The 17867-nt window shown below is 73.0% G+C and carries 19 protein-coding genes; 12 read left to right on the top strand and 7 right to left on the bottom strand.

Annotated elements, in window-relative coordinates:
- The first annotated feature begins 14 nt into the window (after positions 1-14).
- Together EV567_RS02805 and EV567_RS02800 are read left to right on the top strand one after the other, a co-directional pair.
- Positions 15-413, top strand: coding sequence for a hypothetical protein (locus EV567_RS02805; protein WP_130436942.1), 399 nt, complete (start codon positions 15-17; stop codon positions 411-413).
- A gap of 161 nt (positions 414-574) precedes the next feature.
- Positions 575-1348, top strand: a complete 774-nt coding sequence (locus tag EV567_RS02800) for an intradiol ring-cleavage dioxygenase (RefSeq protein ID WP_130436941.1) — start codon at positions 575-577, stop codon at positions 1346-1348.
- A gap of 86 nt (positions 1349-1434) precedes the next feature.
- On the opposite strand, the gene EV567_RS02795 is transcribed toward EV567_RS02800, so the two are convergent.
- Positions 1435-1926: an ATP-binding protein gene (locus EV567_RS02795; RefSeq protein WP_130436940.1), complete on the bottom strand. Its 492-nt coding sequence runs from the start codon at positions 1924-1926 to the stop codon at positions 1435-1437.
- Positions 1927-2055: 129 nt separating this feature from the next.
- Here EV567_RS02795 and EV567_RS02790 point away from each other — a divergent pair, with 129 nt between their 5' ends.
- Together EV567_RS02790 and EV567_RS02785 are read left to right on the top strand one after the other, a co-directional pair.
- A complete protein-coding gene (locus EV567_RS02790; RefSeq protein WP_130436939.1) occupies positions 2056-2898 on the top strand; it encodes a helix-turn-helix transcriptional regulator in 843 nt (280 codons plus the stop codon).
- The gene (locus EV567_RS02785; protein WP_130436938.1) at positions 2895-3077 is read left to right on the top strand and encodes a DUF397 domain-containing protein; all 183 of its coding nucleotides are present in this window, start codon (positions 2895-2897) and stop codon (positions 3075-3077) included. The genes EV567_RS02790 and EV567_RS02785 overlap by 4 nt, the downstream gene beginning before the upstream one ends.
- A 47-nt stretch (positions 3078-3124) precedes the next feature.
- On the opposite strand, the gene EV567_RS02780 is transcribed toward EV567_RS02785, so the two are convergent.
- The 3 genes from EV567_RS02780 to EV567_RS02770 all read right to left on the bottom strand — a co-directional run bounded on the left by EV567_RS02780 (position 3125) and on the right by EV567_RS02770 (position 6003).
- Positions 3125-3772 (bottom strand): DUF4360 domain-containing protein, encoded by a 648-nt coding sequence (locus tag EV567_RS02780; RefSeq protein ID WP_130436937.1) that lies wholly within the window; start codon positions 3770-3772, stop codon positions 3125-3127.
- Positions 3773-3992: 220 nt separating this feature from the next.
- Complete coding sequence (locus EV567_RS02775) at positions 3993-4451, bottom strand: Rrf2 family transcriptional regulator (RefSeq protein ID WP_130436936.1); 459 nt, start codon at positions 4449-4451, stop codon at positions 3993-3995.
- Between the two features lie 37 nt (positions 4452-4488).
- A complete protein-coding gene (locus EV567_RS02770; RefSeq protein WP_130436935.1) occupies positions 4489-6003 on the bottom strand; it encodes an alpha-N-arabinofuranosidase in 1515 nt (504 codons plus the stop codon).
- A 351-nt stretch (positions 6004-6354) separates the two neighbouring features.
- Here EV567_RS02770 and EV567_RS02765 point away from each other — a divergent pair, with 351 nt between their 5' ends.
- The 3 genes from EV567_RS02765 to EV567_RS02755 are packed head-to-tail and all read left to right on the top strand — an operon-like array spanning position 6355 to position 9783.
- A complete protein-coding gene (locus EV567_RS02765; protein ID WP_207228659.1) occupies positions 6355-6969 on the top strand; it encodes a toxin-antitoxin system, toxin component family protein in 615 nt (204 codons plus the stop codon).
- Positions 6966-8384 carry an MAB_1171c family putative transporter gene (locus EV567_RS02760; RefSeq protein WP_130436934.1) on the top strand — a complete coding sequence of 473 codons (1419 nt, stop codon included), beginning with the start codon at positions 6966-6968 and terminating at the stop codon, positions 8382-8384. The genes EV567_RS02765 and EV567_RS02760 overlap by 4 nt, the downstream gene beginning before the upstream one ends.
- Entirely contained in the window at positions 8377-9783 is a 1407-nt protein-coding gene (locus tag EV567_RS02755) for an NAD(P)/FAD-dependent oxidoreductase (protein ID WP_207228658.1), read from the top strand. The genes EV567_RS02760 and EV567_RS02755 overlap by 8 nt, the downstream gene beginning before the upstream one ends.
- 35 nt (positions 9784-9818) lie before the next feature.
- On the opposite strand, the gene EV567_RS02750 is transcribed toward EV567_RS02755, so the two are convergent.
- Both EV567_RS02750 and EV567_RS02745 read right to left on the bottom strand, forming a co-directional pair.
- Entirely contained in the window at positions 9819-10685 is an 867-nt protein-coding gene (locus EV567_RS02750; RefSeq protein ID WP_130436933.1) for an SMP-30/gluconolactonase/LRE family protein, read from the bottom strand.
- Positions 10682-11455 carry an IclR family transcriptional regulator gene (locus EV567_RS02745; protein WP_130436932.1) on the bottom strand — a complete coding sequence of 258 codons (774 nt, stop codon included), beginning with the start codon at positions 11453-11455 and terminating at the stop codon, positions 10682-10684. Before EV567_RS02745 ends, EV567_RS02750 begins: the two co-directional genes overlap by 4 nt.
- A gap of 175 nt (positions 11456-11630) precedes the next feature.
- Between EV567_RS02745 and EV567_RS02740 the strand changes: the two genes are divergently transcribed.
- Positions 11631-12230, top strand: a complete 600-nt coding sequence (locus tag EV567_RS02740; RefSeq protein ID WP_130436931.1) for a hypothetical protein — start codon at positions 11631-11633, stop codon at positions 12228-12230.
- On the opposite strand, the gene EV567_RS02735 is transcribed toward EV567_RS02740, so the two are convergent.
- Positions 12220-13104, bottom strand: coding sequence for a RimK family alpha-L-glutamate ligase (locus EV567_RS02735; RefSeq protein ID WP_130436930.1), 885 nt, complete (start codon positions 13102-13104; stop codon positions 12220-12222). The genes EV567_RS02740 and EV567_RS02735 overlap by 11 nt on opposite strands.
- Before the next feature lie 160 nt (positions 13105-13264).
- Between EV567_RS02735 and EV567_RS02730 the strand changes: the two genes are divergently transcribed.
- From EV567_RS02730 to EV567_RS02715, 4 genes are all read left to right on the top strand, one after another.
- The gene (locus EV567_RS02730) at positions 13265-14329 is read left to right on the top strand and encodes a MerR family transcriptional regulator (RefSeq protein ID WP_130436929.1); all 1065 of its coding nucleotides are present in this window, start codon (positions 13265-13267) and stop codon (positions 14327-14329) included.
- A gap of 96 nt (positions 14330-14425) precedes the next feature.
- Positions 14426-16003, top strand: coding sequence for an acyl-CoA synthetase (locus tag EV567_RS02725; RefSeq protein ID WP_130436928.1), 1578 nt, complete (start codon positions 14426-14428; stop codon positions 16001-16003).
- Positions 16000-17352 carry a carboxyl transferase domain-containing protein gene (locus tag EV567_RS02720; protein WP_130436927.1) on the top strand — a complete coding sequence of 451 codons (1353 nt, stop codon included), beginning with the start codon at positions 16000-16002 and terminating at the stop codon, positions 17350-17352. Before EV567_RS02725 ends, EV567_RS02720 begins: the two co-directional genes overlap by 4 nt.
- 112 nt (positions 17353-17464) lie before the next feature.
- Entirely contained in the window at positions 17465-17857 is a 393-nt protein-coding gene (locus EV567_RS02715; protein WP_130436926.1) for a CU044_2847 family protein, read from the top strand.
- Positions 17858-17867 lie beyond the last annotated feature (10 nt).

Below are 17867 nucleotides of genomic sequence, written 5' to 3'. Positions count from 1 at the left end.
AGGTGACGGACCACATGGCGACGACGTTCGTCGACAGGTTCCGGCACATGGCGGTGCGGGCCGGACGCCGACAGGTGTCCACACCGTTCGCCGTGCTGGAACAGTGGGAGACCTTCGTCGACGACTGCCGCGAGGGGTACGACGGAACGCTGTACGAATACCGGGACGAGCTCTCGGTGCGGCGCTTCCTGCAAGGTGTCCTGGACGATCCCGTCGTCCGGGACACCCCGGAGATCGAGTGGTTCGCCGCCGAAGTGGCGCGGATCGACGCGAAGTTCCGGGAACTCCTCGGCGCCGGGCACCCCGTGCCGGGCGGCACGGCCTGGTGGGACCGCGCCGTCCCCGGCCTCGCCGGCGAGGACATGGCGCAGAACATCAGGTCCCACTTCGGCATCGAGGTGGAGATCTGCTGAGGTGACGGACACCGAGCCCCCGGCCGACAGCCAGTCGGCCGGGGGCTTCGCCGTGTCCCGGGGCGCGGGCGCTTCGACGCGGCCCGCAAGCGACTTGACGGGGCGGCGCTTTGCCGAACTGACAGGTGGCTGACAGGGAGGCTCCCTAACATGCCGTGTTCATGACAGACACCTCTTCGAGCAATTCGGAAAGCCGTATCCCCGTCGCGCGTCGCACGGTGCTGGTCGCCGGCGGCGCCACCGCCGCCGCCCTGGCCGTGGGAGGCGCCGCCTCGGCCGGCGCCCTCAACGGCACCCGCCAGGACACCGCGGCCGCAGCCGTGTGCACGCTCACGCGGGAGATGACCGAAGGCCCCTACTACCTCGACGGGCAGTACGTCCGCTCCGACATCAGCGAGGGCAAGCCCGGCGTCCCGCTGAAGCTGACCCTCACCGTCGTCGACGACGACACCTGCGCCCCGCTCCGGGGCGCACTCGTCGAGCTCTGGCACGCCGACGCGCTCGGCGAGTACTCCGGCTTCGTCGGCAAGAACGGACACAGCGAGCCCGACAACGGCACCTTCCTGCGCGGCGGAGTGCTCACGAACTCCGCCGGCGTCGCGGTCATCACGTCCGTCTACCCCGGCTGGTACGTGGGCCGCTGCATCCACATCCACGTCAAGGTCCACACCGGCGTCACCCTGACCTCCGACGGCCACTTCACGGGCGGCCGGGAGATCCACACCGGCCAGCTCTTCTTCAGCGAGACCGTCACCACCCGGGTCGCCGCGATCTCGCCGTACTCCACCAACCGCGTCACCCGGACCACCCTCGCCCGGGACTCGATCTACGACGGGGGCGGCGCGGCCTCCGGGCTGCTCACCCTGTCCGCGCTGGGGAGTTCACCCTCCGCCGGCTACGCGGGCGCCCTGACCCTCGGCGTGGAGACCAGCTGACCGTCGCGAGGGCCTGAGCGCCGACCGGGTGTCACCGAGCGCGCGGTGACGCCCGGTCAGTGCGACCCCGCCGCCTCCGGGGCCACTCAGACCGGACATCTCTTCACGATCCCCAGCCATCCCGGCACGTCGACCTCCGCGCGCACCGTCTTCCCCGGCGGCGGCACCCGGTCCACCACCTCCCAGCGGGCCGCCAGCGCGTGCACCAGCACCAGCCCCCGGCCGCCCTCCTCCAGCGGCAGCGGCTCCCGTACGGCGTTCGGTCCCGGCGGAAGCGGCGGTTCGGCCCGGGTGTCGCTCACCTCGACGCGGACGCTCCCCGCGACGAGCGACAGCCGCAGCTCGAAGTCCCGGCCCGGCACCCGGCCGTGGGTCACCGCGTTCGCCGCCAGCTCGGCCACGATCACGGCGACCGCCTCCGACACGTCCGTGCCGTGCGGGATGCCCCACGCGTCGAGCTGGCTCAGCGCCAGGCGCCTGGCCAGCCGCGCCCCGCGCGGCGTCGCGCTCAGCCGCTGCGTGAACGCACGTACGGTGACCGGAAGTCGGGTCGGTCGAGGGGTGGAGCGAGCAGTCATGCGGCCAATGTGGCGTGAGTGGAGCCCACTTCTCCAGCGACGTGCCGCGTACGCTCGCGCAGCGTACACGGTCACTCACTGGACAGTACTGGTGACTCCACGTGACCATTGCCGCGAGGGAGGTGGCCGATGGCGGTCGACGGACGGGTGGGTGCGGGCGGCGGTGAGCCGGAGTCCTCGGACAGTCTGCGGACGTTCGGGGCGGTCGTCCAGGCTCTGCGCGAGTTCCACGGACTGAGCAGGGAGGAGTTCGGCAACCTGGTCGGGTTCTCCAAACACACGGTCGCCTCCGTGGAGTTGGGCAGGCGCATGCCGGACGTCGACTTCGTCGAGGCGGCGGAGGCGGTACTGGGCAACACGGGGGCGCTGCGGAAGGCCGCCGTGCACCTGGTACGGCAGGTGGGGTTGGCGGCGTGGTTCCGCCGCTGGGCCAGCATGGAGAGAACAGCGATCAGTCTCTTCAACTACGAATGCCGCATGATTCCGGGCTTGTTGCAGACCGAGGCCTACGCCCGGCAACTGTTCGCCGACCAGCTGCCGCCGCTGGACGATGGGCAGATCGAGGCCAATTGGGCCGCCCGAGCCGAGCGCCAGCAGTTGCTGCGGGAGCGGCCGAACACCGCGTTCAACTTCATCATCGAAGAGCACGTGATCCTTCGTCGAACCGGCGGCCTGGACGTGACCCGTGCCGCCATCGATCACCTGCTCAGCGTTGCGGAACTCCGGAACGTCGAGATTCAGATCATGCCACTGGTCCAGACGTCACATGCCGGACTGCACGGCCCGATCGCGCTGTTGGAAACCCCGAAGCACAAGTGGTTCGGATACAGCGAGGGTCAGGAGAGCGGCCACCTCATCTCCGACCCGAAAGGCATCAGCGTGCTGCAGAATCGGTATGCCAGGATTCGCTCACAGGCTCTCACCATCCAGGACTCCGTGAGCCTGCTGCAACGGATGCGAGGAGACCTATGAGCACGTCCGAACTGGCCTGGTTCAAGAGCAGCTACAGCAGCGGCTCCGGCGACAACTGCATCGAGGTCGCCACCCTCCCCGGACACATCCACGTCCGTGACAGCAAGGACAAGAGCGGTCCCCAGCTCGCCCTCTCCCCCGCCGCCTGGGCCGACTTCGTCGCGTACGCCGCGCGGTGACCGTCGGGGCCGTCCGTGCCGGAAGGCGACGGGCGGCCCCTGTCGGGTCACTTGCCCGGGCACTCCTTCCACGCCATGTGGTAGGTCGTGCTGATGTCGCCGTCCGTCGAGTCCATGGTCATGAAGCTGACCTTGCCCGGCGAGGAGGTGCCCGCGTTCACGCGCAGCTCCGTGTTGATGTTGAAGTTGCGCTGGACCCCGCAGGGCGCGTAGACGAGCTGGGCCCAGTCCGTGGTGTCGGTGGCCTGCCAGTTGTCGTTGTAGGCGCCGCTGAAGTTGTGGTTCTTGTAGACGGTGCTGGACGAGCCCTGGAAGTAGTACGAGGCCCGCTGGACGGCCGTCGCGCCGGGCTGGAGCGAGGCGAAGCCCCGGTAGTCCGCGCTGGCGATCGCGTAGGTGAACCCCTGCGGGACGTGCACCTTCAGGTTCAGCTGACAGTTCTTGCGGAACGCCGTGGGGTCGGAGTTGCCGCCGACCTGCGCCAGGTAGTCGCTGTAGGTCACCGTGAAGGCGGTGTTGTCGGCGGAGACGGCTACGGCGGCGGTGCCGGCGGGGCAGCCGGAGCCGTTCACCGTGGCGATGGTGATCACGATCTTGTCAGGCGGCGGGTTGTCGAAGGACGACGGGCTGTGCGCCGGCACGGCGGCGGTGACGAGAGCGGCGACCGCGCCGCCCAGGAGCAGGCCACTAGCCATGGTCTCTCCCCTTCGTTCGGGATCGGTGGGGGGGGTGGATGCGCCGGGCCCCTCCACAGCCGAACAGTCGAACTCTGTGAAGAACGCATGGAGTTGCTGTGAAGCGGCGAGGCGATCGCATCGTAAGGAGCCGCCCGGGACGCGGACAGACCGATCCCCGGCCATTCACGCCGACCGGTTCACACACCCCTCCGGTTCACGGGCCGAGCCCGCCGGGGCCTTACGGGTTCTCCCATGCCGCCGGTTCCGCCGCCAGTTCGCGCACGGGCTCCGGGAGGGCGCCGGCCGCGATGTCGGCGACCGTGACGCCCTCCAGGATCTTGCGGACGTTGGCGCGCAGCGCGATCCACAGGGGCAGCAGGGGCTCGGCGGTGCCCGTGTAGGTGAGGCCGGTGGGCCGTTCGCCGCGGACCGAGACGATCGGGCCGTCCACCGCCCTGATGACGTCCGCGACGGTGATGCTGCCCGGCTCGCGCGCCAGCCGGTAGCCGCCGCCACCGCCGCGCCGGCTCTCCACGATCCCGCCGCGCCTGAGGTCGCCGAGGATCCCCTCCAGGAACTTGTGCGGGATGCCCTGGGCTTCGGAGACGGCCTCCGCCTTCACCGGGTCGCCGCCCTGCCGTACGGCCAGTTCGAGTACCGCCCGTACCGCGTAGTCAGCCCGTGCCGAGATCCTCATAAGCCCATTGTGAGGCCACCCGCCGCTCCGGAACGGATCACCCCAGGCGGATCACGTTCCACGACAGCGGCTCCAGCGTCGCCGTGAGCGTCCCGTCGGCGAGCGTGGTGCCCTCGGCGGCGTGCGGAGTCACCCGCTCGGGGTCGTCGAGGGTGTTGCGGGCGTCCGGGTCGGCGTCCGCGAGCACGCTGTGCTCGACGATCCGCGTGACGCCGAGGCCGTTCAGCGCCGCCTCCAGCGGCAGGGCCTCCGTACGGCTGCGGTTGACCGCGAACACCGTGAGCGTGCCGTCCTCCGCGCGCACGGCGGTGGCGTGCAGCAGGTCCGTCTCGCCGTACTTCTTCGTCTCGTGCGTCGGCGAGTCCACGCGCACGTCGAGGACCTCGCCGCGGCCGTGCCGGGAGGCCTGGGCGAAGGGGAAGAACGTCGTCTGCCGCCAGGCCGGCCCGCCCGGCTCGGTCATGATCGGGGCGATGACGTTGACGAGCTGGGCGAGGCAGGCGACCGTCACCCGGTCGGCGTGCCGCAGCAGGGCGATGAGCAGCGAGCCGAAGACGACCGCGTCCATGACGCTGTAGTTGTCCTCCAGGAGGCGGGGGGCCTCCGGCCAGTCGCGCTGTTCGATGCCCTTGGCGTGCTCCTCCCACCGGGGCAGGTACCAGACGTTCCACTCGTCGAAGGAGAGGTTGATCCGCTTCTTCGACTTGAGCCGCGCGCCCACGTGGTCGGCGGTCGCGACGACGTTGGCGATGAAGGACTCCATGTCGACTGCGGAGGCGAGGAAGGAGTCGAGGTCGCCGTCCTCGGGCCAGTAGTAGGCGTGCAGGGAGATGTAGTCGACGAGGTCGTACGTCTCCTTCAGGACGGTCGCCTCCCACTCGGCGAACGTCGGCATGCTCTGGCTGGAGGAGCCGCAGGCGACCAGTTCCACGGACGGGTCGATCTGGCGCATCGCGCGGGCCGTCTCCGCGGCGACGCGGCCGTACTCCTCGGCCGTCTTGTGGCCGGTCTGCCAGGGGCCGTCCATCTCGTTGCCGAGGCACCACAGCCTGATGCCGAAGGGGTCCTTGTCGCCGTGGGAGACACGGAGGTCGGACAGGGCGGTGCCCTCCGCGTGGTTGGCGTACTCCTGGAGTTCCAGGGCCTCGGCGACACCTCGGGTGCCGAGGTTGACGGCCATCATGGGTTCGGCCTGGGGGCCGATCTTGCGGAGGAAGGCGATGTACTCGGACAGGCCGAAGCGGTTGGTCTCGGTGGAGTGCCAGGCGAGGTCGAGCCGGCGGGGACGGTCCTCGGCGGGACCCACCGAGTCCTCCCACTTGTAGCCGGAGACGAAGTTGCCCCCGGGGTAGCGGACGGCGGTGACGCCCAGTTCGCGGACCAGGTCGAGGACGTCGGCGCGGATGCCGTCCTCGTCGGCCGTGGGGTGGCCCGGCTCGTAGATGCCAGTGTAGACGCAGCGGCCGAGGTGCTCGACGAAGGAGCCGAAGAGCCGGGGGTCGACCCGGCCGACGGTGAAGGCGGGGTCCAGGGCGAGGCGGGCGGTTCTCATGGGCGCCTTTCGGATGTCGTCCGGTGACTCGTGTTCGGGCCTCGCGACGGGGGTTTGTGTTCGGAATACCGGAGGCCGCTCGGGAGGTCGAACAGGAACGAACAAAAACGTAAGATCGGAGCGGTTCGCGCGTCAATGGGGCGGTGGACGGCGAAGGCCTTCGGTGAGGATTCGCCCCGGGTTCCGCGCCGGCCTTCGTGGGGCCACGGCGGGTCTCCGGTCGGGTTTCGGCGGGTCTCCGGTGGGTCTTCGGCGGATCTTCCGCAGGTCTTCCGGCAAGGCTTGACGCCGCGTGCTTCCGGCCGCGTAGCCTCGAACAGGTTGCCGCACGGCGGCCGGGAGGGGGACGCGATGGACATCGCGGGCGCGCGTGCCAGGGTGGCCCACATCGCCTCGGCGCTGCGGCGCGGCAGGAACGGTCCGGCGATGCGTGAGCTGGCCGGCGTCCTGTCCGCCGCGCTGCGGACCCGGCCCCGCCCCCCGCACGGCGTGCCGGAGGTGTTCGGGGCGCTGTGCGAGGAGATGACCGCGGTGCGCGGCGGACGGCGCGTCGAGCTGCGGTTCGAGCGGTTCCCCGACGAGTTCCAGGTGACCGGGCTGTGGGTGGAGTTCCAGGACTTCGACCTCGTCATCGTCGAGGAACGGGCCGAGGCCGTGCAGCAACTGGTCATCCTCGGCCATGAGTTGTGGCACCTGCACGCGGGGCACCGGCACCACCACCACGGTGTCGACACGGCCGCCGCGCACGTCTTCGCCGGGCGGTCCGGCCGGGACGACATCGCCCTGGCCGTCGCGGCCCGCAACGGCTCGCGTCGGCGGGACGAGTCGGAGGCCGACGAGTTCGGGCACCGGCTCGCGGCGGCCCTGCGGCCGTACCTGAACGCGCCCGGCGGCGACCCGTCGTCGTCGCTGACGCCGGTGCAGCGGTCGATGGGCTACCGGGGGCGCAGAGGGACCGCGCGGTGACGGCACCCGCGCCCGGCGCTCTCGCCGCGGAACACTTCCTCAGCGGGCTGTACGTGTCCTTCTGGCTGCCGACCGTCGTCCTCGCCGCCGCCCTGGCGATCAAGCTGCCCAGCATCCTCAAGCTGTGGCGAGACCCGCTGCTGCGGGCCGTCGGCGGGCTGCTGGTGTTCGCCTGCGCGGTGTTCGTTTTCGCCGCCCCCAAGACGATCGCCTGGACGAACCGGGTCACCGGCGTGCCCAACATCGCCGCCCCCTGGGTGTACTCGCTGCTGACCGCGCTCTCCGCGTCCTGGCTGCTGCTGATCATCGCCTGGCGCAACGGCCGCGCCGAGCGCTCGGCGGCGACCCGGCGCGCGACCCGGTGGGTGGTCTCCGTGTACGCGGGGGTGGTCGTCGCGCTGTGGGTGCTGTTCGCGCTCGCCGACGTGCCCGTGGAGCAGATCCGGGACCTGGACACCTACTACGCCGGTACGCCGTTCATGCGCGAGGAGATCCTGCTCTACCTCACCGCGCACACCGTGGCCTGCTCGATCACCGCCCGGCTGATCTGGAACTGGATCCGCACCGACGGCCTCGACGCCTGGCTGCGCTGGGGGCTGCGCTTCCTGGGCGTCGGCTATGCGACGAACCTGCTGTTCAGCGCGGCCAAGTTCACTGCCGTGGCGGCCCGTTGGACCGGTCACGACCTGGACTGGCTCAACACGAACGTGGCCCCGTCGGCCGCCTGTGTCGCCGCCACCTTCGTCGCGGTCGGCTTCATCGTCCCGCACGCCGGCCAGTACCTCCAGGAACGCTGGCTGGTGCGGCGGCGGCACCGGGACCTGCGGCCGCTGTCCCGGCTGATGCGGGAGGTCACCGGCGACCGTGAGCCGCTCGCGCTGCGTGCCACGCCGGAGTTGCGGCTGATCCGCCGCGAGACGTTCATCCGCGACGCGCTGCTTCCGCTGTCCCGGCGGCTCGACGAGGGGCTGCGCGGGCGGGCCTACGAGGCTGCCCTCGCGCTCGGCCACGACCGGGGGCGGGCGCAGGCGCTCGCGGCGGCGGTGGCGCTGCTGGACGCGGTCGCGGCGGGCGGGGGGCGGGGCGGGGCGGCTGTCGCCGGTGAGGCGTCCGGCGCCGGCGGGGCGGCGGTCGCCGGCGAGGCTTCCGGCTCCGGTGAGGCGTCCGGCGGCGGCGAGGCTTCCGGCTCCGGTGAGGCGTCCGGCGGCGGCGAGGCTTCCGGCTCCGGTCAGGCAGCTCGTGACACGTCGGCTCGTGGCGTGTCTCCCGACGCGGAAGCCGACGCCACCCCTGACACCACTTACCTGCTGCGCGAGATCCAGGCCGTGGCCCGGGCTTTGCGCGGCACCGACGACATCAACGCGGTGCGCGTCCACGCCGCCGCCCCGGCAGAGAGCGTGTCCGCGCATGAGTGACCCGTCCCACCCCGCCAGAACCGCCGTCGTCCTGGGGGGCTCCCACACCGGCATGCTCGCGGCGCGGGCCCTCGCCGAGTTCGCCGAACGGGTCGTGGTCGTCGAGCGCGACGCGCTGCCCGAGAGACCCGAGCCCCGCAAGGGGCTGCCGCAGGCGCGGCACGCGCACATGCTGTGGTCGGGCGGGGTGCGGGCCCTGGAGGAGCTGCTGCCGGGGATCACGGCGGCGCTGCGGGAGGCCGGCGCGCGGCGGGCTCCGGTCACCACGGACGTGGTGGCCCTGTCGCCGCGGGGGTGGTTCCGGCGGTGGGAGGAGTCCCACCATGTGATCCTCGCCGGGCGGGACCTGCTGGACGCGACGGTCCGTGCGCGGGTCCTCACCGACCCCCGGGTGGAGGTGCTGGCCGGGGCGGAGGCGTCGGGGCTGGAGGGCACGGCGTCCGCGGTCACCGGGGTGCGGGTGCGGACCGCCGACGGGAGTGAGCGGGTCGTCGGTGCGGGGATGGTCGTCGACGCGACGGGGCGCGGTTCGCGTGCGGCGCGCTGGCTGACGTCGCTGGGGCTGCCGGAGGTGGAACGGCGGGAGGTGGACGCCGGGTTGGCGTACGCGAGCCGGCTCTACCTCGCGCCCGAGCACGCGCGGTCCGGCTTCCCCGTCGTCAACGTGCAGCTCGATCCGCGGGCCGGGGGGCCGGGGCGGTCGGGGTTCCTGCTGCCCATCGAGGACGGGCGGTGGATGGTCACACTCGCGGGCACGCGGGGTGCTGAACCCACGTCGTGCGCCGAGGAGTTCGCCCCCTTCGCGCGGGACGGCCTGCGACACCCGCTGATCGGGAGGCTGTTGGAGCGTGCCGAGCCGCTGAGCGAGGTGTCCGTGACCCGGGCGACGGCCAACCGCCGCCATTTCTACGAGCGGATGCGGGCGTGGCCCGACAACTTCGCCGTCATCGGCGACGCGTTGGCCGCGTTCAACCCGGTGTACGGGCACGGGCTCGCCGTGAGCGCCCAAAGCGCCCTGCTATTGCGGGATGTGACGAGACGTCACGGGTGGGGAGCGGCCGGGCTCTCGCGGCGGGTGCAGAAGGCGGTGGCCCGGCCGGTGGGCGCGGCGTGGGATCTGGCGGTCGGGCAGGACGTGTTCTACCCGGGCGCGGTCGACGGCGGGCCCGGGCTGCGGGACCGGCTGGTGGCGGCGTACGTGAACCGGCTGATGCGCACGGCGACGGGCAACGGCCGGATCGCGCGGCGGGTGACGGATGTGACGTCGCTGGAGCGGGGCGCGGCGGTGCTGCTGTCGCCGTCGGTGCTGGCGGGGGCGGCGGCGGGGCCGCTGCTGCCCCCGCTTTCCGGACCGCCGCTGACGGGGGACGAGATCAAGCGGGCGGGGCTGGAGGACTGAGCTCGGCCGCGGGGCCCGGCTCGATCTCCCCGGTGTCAGCCCGCGAACGCCGGCTGGGGCAGTCCCTGTCCCGCGCCCGGCACGACCAGCAGTGAGCCGGCCACCGGATGGGGTGCGTCGAGCCCCACGCGGGCGGTGGTGACGTAGAGGTCGCTGAGGGTGGGGCCGCCGAAGGCGCAGGCGGTCACCCGGGGTGTGGGGAGGGCGATGACACGGTCCAGCTTCCCCTCGGGGGTGTAGCGGCGTATCGCTCCCCCGTCCCACAGCGCCACCCACACGCAGCCGTCGGCGTCGACGGTGAGGCCGTCGGGGAAGCCCGCGCCGTCCTCGATCACGGCGAAGGTGCGACGGCCGGACACCCGGCCGTCCGCGTGGTCGAAGACGTCGACGCGGCGGGTCGGGGAGTCGACGTAGTACATGAGGCGGCCGTCGGGGCTCCAGCCGGTGCCGTTGCTGACGGCCACGTCGTCGAGGACGGGCTCGACCGAGCCGTCGCCGGTGAGGCGGGTGAGCGTGCCGCCGCCGGGGGCCTCGTCGTAGCGCATGGTGCCGGCCCAGAGGGAGCCGTCGGGGGCGACGGCTGCGTCGTTGGCGCGGCGGCCGGGGACGGGCTCGCGGTGGAGCCAGCGCAGGGCGCCGTCCCCGTGCGCGTCGATGAGGGCGACGCCGTCGCGGAGGTTGAGGACGAGGCCGCCTCCGGCGCGGGGCTTGGCGGCTCCGACGTGCTGGTCGGTGACGCGTACCGTGCGGCGGCCGGTGGCGGGGTCGTAGGTGTGGAGGCGGGAGCCGAGGATGTCCAGCCAGAGGAGGCGGCCGGCGGCCGGGTCCCAGGTGGGTCCCTCGCCGAGGGTGGCCCGGGCGCGGACGGCCACCTCGTACGCCGTGCTGCGCGTCGTCGTCATGACACGCTCCGGTAGCCGAGGAGCTCGGACAGCTCGGCCGCGCCCTTGGCGGCGAGCTGCTCCAGCTCGGGGCGGCGGTCGTCGCTCCAGCGGATCATGGGGACGGAGATGGACAGGGCCGCGACCACCTGTCCGGTGCGGTCGCGGACGGGGGCGGCGACGCAGCTGACGTCGGGGTTGGACTCGCGGTTCTCCACGGCGACGCCGCGCTCGCGGATCTGTGCCAGTGCCTCGCGCAGCGCGCCCGGCTCGGTGATGCTGTTCTGCGTCATGCGGACGAGTTCGGCGTCGTCGGGGATGCGGGCGGCGAGCTCGGCCTCGGGGAGGGAGGCGAGGAGCATCTTGCCGACGGAGGTGCAGTGGGCGGGCAGCCGGCGTCCGGCGGCGGAGACCATGCGGACGGCGTGCGTGGAGTCGACCTTGGCTATGTAGATGACGTCCGTGCCCTCCAGGATCGCCACGTGGACCGTCTCGTCGCAGGTCTCGGCGACGGACCGGGCCACCTGCTGCCCCTCGGCGGCCAGGTCGAGCTGCTCGGCGTACCGGCTCCCGAGCTGGTACGGACGTACGCCGAGGCGGTACCGTCCGGGCTGTCCGGGGATCTGGACGATGTAGGACCGGGCGGCGAGCGTGGTGACCAGCTCGTGCACGGTGGTGCGCGGCAGCTGGAGCTTGCGCACGATGTCGGGGGCGGAGAGCGTCCCGTCTCCGTCGAGGAAGAGCTCGAGAATGTCGAGAGCCCGGGTCACGGCAGGTACGAGTCGTCCCACGACCGTCCCCCTCCCTTGATCGTCTCATTGCCTGTGTTCGATATACCAACAGGCGATCGGCATGACGAACACAGGCTAGCCACACAGCAACCTGCCGGGCAATGGCCGGGAACGGGGCAGGTGTGAAGCGGACGGTCAGCGACCGCACCGGCCGGGTGGCGGGGGATGGGTGAGGATGGACGCTATGCCGTCCGAGAAGCGTCCCGCCGAGCCGTTCACGGCCCTGCACTTCCAGCTGGTGCTGTTGCGGCGTATGGCCGATCACAATCCCGGGCTGGTGGACGACGCGCGGCGGGAACTGGGGGTGTCCCTGGGCGGGATGCGGGAGGCGAACAAGCGGTGGCAGGCGATGGTGCGGTCGCCGCGGGGGCGGGCTGCCGCGTCCCGGTACCGATCGGTGCTGGGCGCTCCGGAGTCCCGTACCGCCCGCCGCGTCGGCGACCTCGACTGCGAGGCGCTGCTCTGGCCGCTCCCGCTGTGGCCCGACCTCCGCTTCGAGGTGCTGCTCGCCCCGAACGGCGCGGTGTGGAACGAGTGGCTGGTCCGCGCCCCGGGAGCGGAGCCGCCGTCCCTGCGCACCCTCGACGACCTCACCCCCTGGTCCTGCACGGTCGACGAGGCCGCCCGCGCCTTCGCCCCCGCCCGCCCCCTGGAGGGCACGGCCCCGACCCGCTGGGGCCTCCTCCTCACCGCCCCGGACGGTCAGGGCCGGCGACGGCGGGTGGCGGCGGAGTTCACCTGGGGACTGCTGCAGCGGACGGCGGTCAGGGCGTAGCGGCCGTCGTCAGGATCGCTGTCGCGACCTTCGGGGTCGAGGTGGGGTGGAGGTGGAGGAACAGGTTCGGTTCGACCAGTTCGAGTTCCATCACCCGCGGTTCGCCGTCCGCGCCCTGCACCAGGTCCACCCGGGCGTAGAGGAGGTCCGGGGCGCCGGGGACCGCGGACAGCGCCTGTCGGGCCACCGCGAGTTCGGACGCGGTCGGGGTCCAGGGCTCCAGGCCGGGGTGGGCCACCTTGTCCGCGTCGAAGGCGATGCCGGGGGCGAGGACCGCCCGCTTGCGGCTGGCGTGCAGGAGGCGGCCGGCGAAGAACTGCAGGGCCCGTTCGCCGCCGGTGTCGATCGACGCCATGTACGGCTGGATCATCGCCGTCAGCCCCTCCTCGTGCATCCGCGCGAGGTGCCGTACGGCCGTCTCGTGCCGGTCGGGGGTGTAGCGGGCGGCGTAGCGCGCACCCGCCCCCGAGGTGGGCTTGATCACGTACTCGTGGTCGGTGGGGAGAGCGGTCGAGGGGTCCGGGGTCCCGGGGGCGACATAGCGCGTCGGGACGACGGGGACGCCGGCGTCGGCCAGGTCGCCGAGGTAGCGCTTGTCGGCGTTCCAGCGCACGACCTCCACCGGGTTCGCGAGCCGCGTCGCCTTCGCGCAGCGCTCCGCCCACGCCGTGAACTCGGCCGCGCGCCAGCTGTAGTCCCAGGTCGAGCGGATGACGGCGAGGTCGTAGGAGGCCCAGTCGACGCCGGCGTCGTCCCAGCACACGGCGTCCGCCCGCGCGCCGGCGTCCTCCAGCGCGCGCCGCAGTACGGGGAGGTCGAGGTCCTTGCTGGGCTCCGGACCGGGGTCGTAGGTCACGAGGGCTATGCGGGGCACGGCGGGACTCCGTTCTCGTACGTTCTCGCGAGACGCGCGTCCCGGCAGGCTAGCCCGAGCCGGCGCGGCCGCGGCAACCGTCCTGCCCCTGTTGACCTTCCCCTTCGGGGAAGCCCCAGCATCGGTGGCGGAACGAGACGGAAACGGGGTGCACAGGCACATGAGCATGACGATCGGCGCCTTCGCGAAGGCGAGCCGGCTGTCGCCGAAGGCGCTGCGGCTCTACGACGAGCTGGAGTTGCTGCGACCCGCGCGGGTCGACCCCCACACCGGCTACCGGTACTACACCGCCGAACAGCTGGAGCGGGCGCGTCTGGTGGCGTGGCTGCGGCGGCTCGGCATGCCGCTGGCCCGCATCCGCGAGGTCGTCGCCCTCGAACCGGCGGACGCCGCCCGGGAGATCCGCGCCTACTGGGCGCGGGTGGAAGCGGAGACGGCGGTACGACGCGACCTCGCCTCGTTCCTCGTGAACCAGTTGACGCAAGCACCGAGGAAGGACACCACCATGCTGGAACTGCGTTACGCCGCCCACTCCGACCGGGGCCTGGTCCGCCCGGAGAACCAGGACACCGCCTACGCGGGAGGCCGGCTGCTCGCGGTCGCCGACGGCTTCGGACCGGCGGGCGCGCCGGCGAGCGGCGCGGCCGTGGAGGCGCTGCGCTTCCTGGACACCCCGGACGCGCCCGCCGGGAACGTGCTGAACCTCCTGGAGGACGCGGTGCGCGGCGCGACCCAGGCGGTCCGTGACATCGCCGACGGCGGCAACGACGTCGGGACCACCCTGACGGCGCTGCTGTGGACGGGCTCCCGGCTCGCGCTGGTCCACATCGGGGACTCCCGCGCGTATCTCCTCCGCGACGGCGGACTGTTCCGGATCACCGAGGACCACACCGTCGTCCAGTCGCTGATCGACGAGGGCCGCCTCACGCCCGAGGAGGCCGTCTCCCACCCCCAGCGCTCCATGCTGCTGAAGGCCCTGACCGGCGACGGCCCGGCCGCGCCCGACCTGCGCCTGCACGACGCCCGCCCCGGCGACCGCTACCTCCTCTGCTCGGACGGCCTGTCGACCGTCGTCCCGGAGGACCGTCTGCGCAGCCTCCTCACCACCACCCCCGGCGCCCCCGACGAGACGGTCCACGCCCTGGTCGCCGAGGCGAACACGGCCGGCGGCCCGGACAACGTGACCTGCGTGGTGGCAGACGTGGTACAAACCACGACGGCCTGACCGGCGGCGCGCGTCTCGCGGCGCCCGGGACAGGGAAAGGTGATGCCGTGAGGTGCCGTCCACCTTCGTGCCGTCGAGACAGCCAGGAGTCGCCGCGTGTCGTTCCTTTTTCCCGCTCTGGCCGACGGGCCGGGCGAGTGTGTCGCTCTGCGGTTCGGGGAGCGGTCCCTCACGTACGCGGAGCTGGCGGCGGCCGCCTCGGCGGTCGGGGGGCGGGTGCGCGAGGGGGAGCGGGTCGCCGTGTGGGCCACCCCGTCGCTGGAGACGGCCGTCGGCGTGGTGGGCGTGCTGCTCGCCGGGGCCACGGTCGTGCCGCTCAACCCGAAGTCGGGCGAGAAGGAACTCGGGCACATCCTCGCCGACAGTGCGCCGTCGCTGATCCTGGCGGCTCCCGGCGAGCGACTCCCCGAGGCGGCGGGCCACTTGACGCGCGTCGACGTCGACGTCCGAGTCGACGGCGGCGGTGCGGACTTCGCGCACGTGGACGACGGTGATCCCGCGCTCGTCGTCTACACCTCCGGCACCACCGGCCCGCCCAAGGGCGCGGTCCTCCCCCGGCGGGCCCTCGTCGCGACCCTGGACGCACTCGCGGACGCCTGGCAGTGGACGGCGGACGACGTGCTGGTGCACGGGCTGCCGCTGTTCCATGTGCACGGGCTGGTGCTGGGCGTGCTCGGCCCGCTGCGGCGGGGCGGGTCGGTGCGGCACCTGGGGCGGTTCTCCGCCGAGGGCGTGACGCGGGAGCTGAACGCGGGGGCGACCATGCTGTTCGGGGTGCCGACGATGTACCACCGGCTCGCCGAGGCGCTGCCCGACGATCCCGAGCTGGTCAAGGCGCTGTCCGGGGCCCGGCTGCTGGTCTCCGGTTCGGCCGCGCTGCCCGTGCACGACCACGAGCGGATCGCGGCGGCGACCGGCCGCCGGGTGATCGAGCGGTACGGCATGACGGAGACGCTGATGAACACCAGCGTCCGCGCCGACGGGGAGGCACGGCCGGGGACCGTGGGCGTGCCGCTGCCGGGCGTGGAACTGCGGCTGGTGGAGGAGGACGGCACGCCCGTCGGTGCAGACGGCGGCACGCAGAATGCGGCGCACGGCACGCCCGTCGGTGCAGACGGCGGCACGCAGAACGCGGCGCACGGCACGCCCACCGGGGCAGACGGCACCCGCGACGCCGCCTCGGCCACGCAGAACCCCGCCTACGACGTGGAGACCGTGGGCGAGATCCAGGTGCGCGGGCCGAACCTCTTCACCGAGTACCTCAACCGCCCCGACGCCACCGCCGCCGCCTTCACCTCCGACGGCTGGTTCCGCACCGGGGACATGGCGGTGCGCGACCCCGACGGTTACGTACGGATCGTGGGGCGCAAGGCCACCGACCTGATCAAGAGCGGCGGCTACAAGATCGGGGCCGGGGAGATCGAGAACGCGCTGCTGGAGCACCCGGGGGTGCGCGAGGCCGCCGTCACCGGGGAGCCGGACCCGGACCTCGGGGAGCGGATCGTGGCATGGGTGGTGCCGGTCGACCCACAAAGCCCGCCGGGAGAACGCGAGTTGGCCGACCATGTCGCCGGCCGGCTCGCTCCGCACAAGCGGCCCCGCGTCGTGCGGTATCTGGACTCCCTGCCCCGCAACGACATGGGGAAGATCATGAAGCGGGCGCTGCCGTCATGACCGCCGACCACCGCCCGAGCGCCCGGGAGGCCATCGCGCTCGTCGCCGACGGCTTCCGTGAACTCGACTGCCCGATACGGGGCTCGGAGAGGGACGGCCCCCTCGGCTGGCCCGGCTACGACGCCTCCCGCGCCCGCGCCGCGGAGCGGACCGGCGAGACGGAGTCCGTCGTCTGCGGCACCGCGTCCATCAAGGGCGCGTCAGACGCCGAAGGCGTACGCGCCGTCCTGATCGCGTTCGAGTTCGGCTATCTGGGCGGCTCGCTGGGCGAGCGGACCGGCGACCGCCTGGAGGCCGCCTTCGCCTGCGCACGAGAACACCGGCTCCCGGTGGTCCCGTTGATCGCCACTGGCGGCAGCCGTATGCAGGAGGGCATGCTCGCCCTCACCCAACTCCAGCGCGTGGCAAGGCAGTCGGCGCTCACGCGAGAAGCCGGGCTGCCGCAGGTCGCCGTGGTGCGCGACCCGACGACCGGCGGCGGATGGGCCACCCTGGGCGCGGGCGCCGACGTCGTCCTGGCGCTGCCCGGCGCCCAAGTGGGCTTCGCGGGCTCACGGGTGAGGCCGCCGGACGCCGACCCGTCCGCCTACACGGCCGAGGCGCAGGTCGCGGCCGGATCGGCGGACGCGGTCGTGCCCTCGGAAGGGCTGCGGGAGACGCTCGGACGGTGGCTGCGGCTCCTGACCACGCCGTCGGCGGAGCCCGCGCCCGTCCCCCGCCCCCTCGGCGCAGCCGGTCTGCCCGCCTCCGGCTGGGACGCGGTCCAGCGGGCCCGCTCCCCCGAACGTCCGCGCGCCGCGCACTACTTGGACGACTACTTCACCCACCGCGTCACGATCAGCGGCGACCGCTGCGGCGGGACGGACCCCGACGGCGTCCTCTGCGGCTTCGGCGAGCGGGACGGCCGTACGATCGCCTACGCCGCCCAGACCGGCACGGCGACCCGCCCCGCCGGATACCGCACGGCGACCCGGCTGATCCGGCTCGCGGAACGGCTGGGCATCCCGGTGCTGACCCTGGTGGACACCCCGGGCGCGGCCAACGACGCCGAGGCCGAGCGGCAGGGCGCGGGCGCGGCGATCGCGGAGCTGTTCGGCGTGGTGGCCGCCGCCCGGACCCCGGTCACGACGCTGGTCATAGGCGAGGGCGGCTCCGGCGGCGCGCTCGCACTGGCCGCTCCCGGCCGCACCTGGGCCACACCGGACAGCTACTTCTCCGTCATCGCCCCGGAGCAGGCCGCCCGCATCCTCAAGCGCCCGCCGTCCGAGATCGAGTCGACGGCGGAACAACTCCGCATCCGACCGCAGGACTTGGCCGAGCTGGGGGTGATCCGCACGGACGTCGGGTGACGGGGTCAGGGCGGCTGCGAGCACCGTCCGTTACGGCTACGCTGCACAGAGCCGTGTCACGTGCACAGCGGCGTGGGACGACCGGCGAGGACGAGGGGGCGACCGGGGAGCCATGACGGGACTGGTGGAGTTCAGGACGGAGGACGGCGCCGTGGTCGCCGTGGAGGCCGTCACGGAGCAGCGTCCCGGTTCGCGGCTGGTCGCCCGTGGCGACGGCACCGTCCAGGCGGCCCGGACCTTCGAAGGCGCGCTGGAGGGCGTGCGCTCCGCCGCGGAGTCCGCGCTGCGGGTCTTCCGGGACGGCGCGCTGCGGCCCGACGGGGTGGAGATCGAGTTCGGGGTGAAGCTGGCCGCCGAGACGGGCGCGATCATCGCCAAGGGAACGGCGGAGGGCCACCTGGTGGTGAGACTGACGTGGTCGCCCGACCGCGACACCGGCGAGGGCTCGCCGGGAGCCGGACCCGGCGCTCCCACGGCCGCGATCGAGCCTCCCGCCTCCTCATGACGCGCATGCG

The sequence above is a fragment of the Streptomyces sp. BK239 genome (assembly GCF_004217285.1).
In the GTDB taxonomy this organism is placed as follows: Bacteria; Actinomycetota; Actinomycetes; order Streptomycetales; family Streptomycetaceae; genus Streptomyces.
This window is presented reverse-complemented; position numbering and strand designations above follow the sequence as displayed.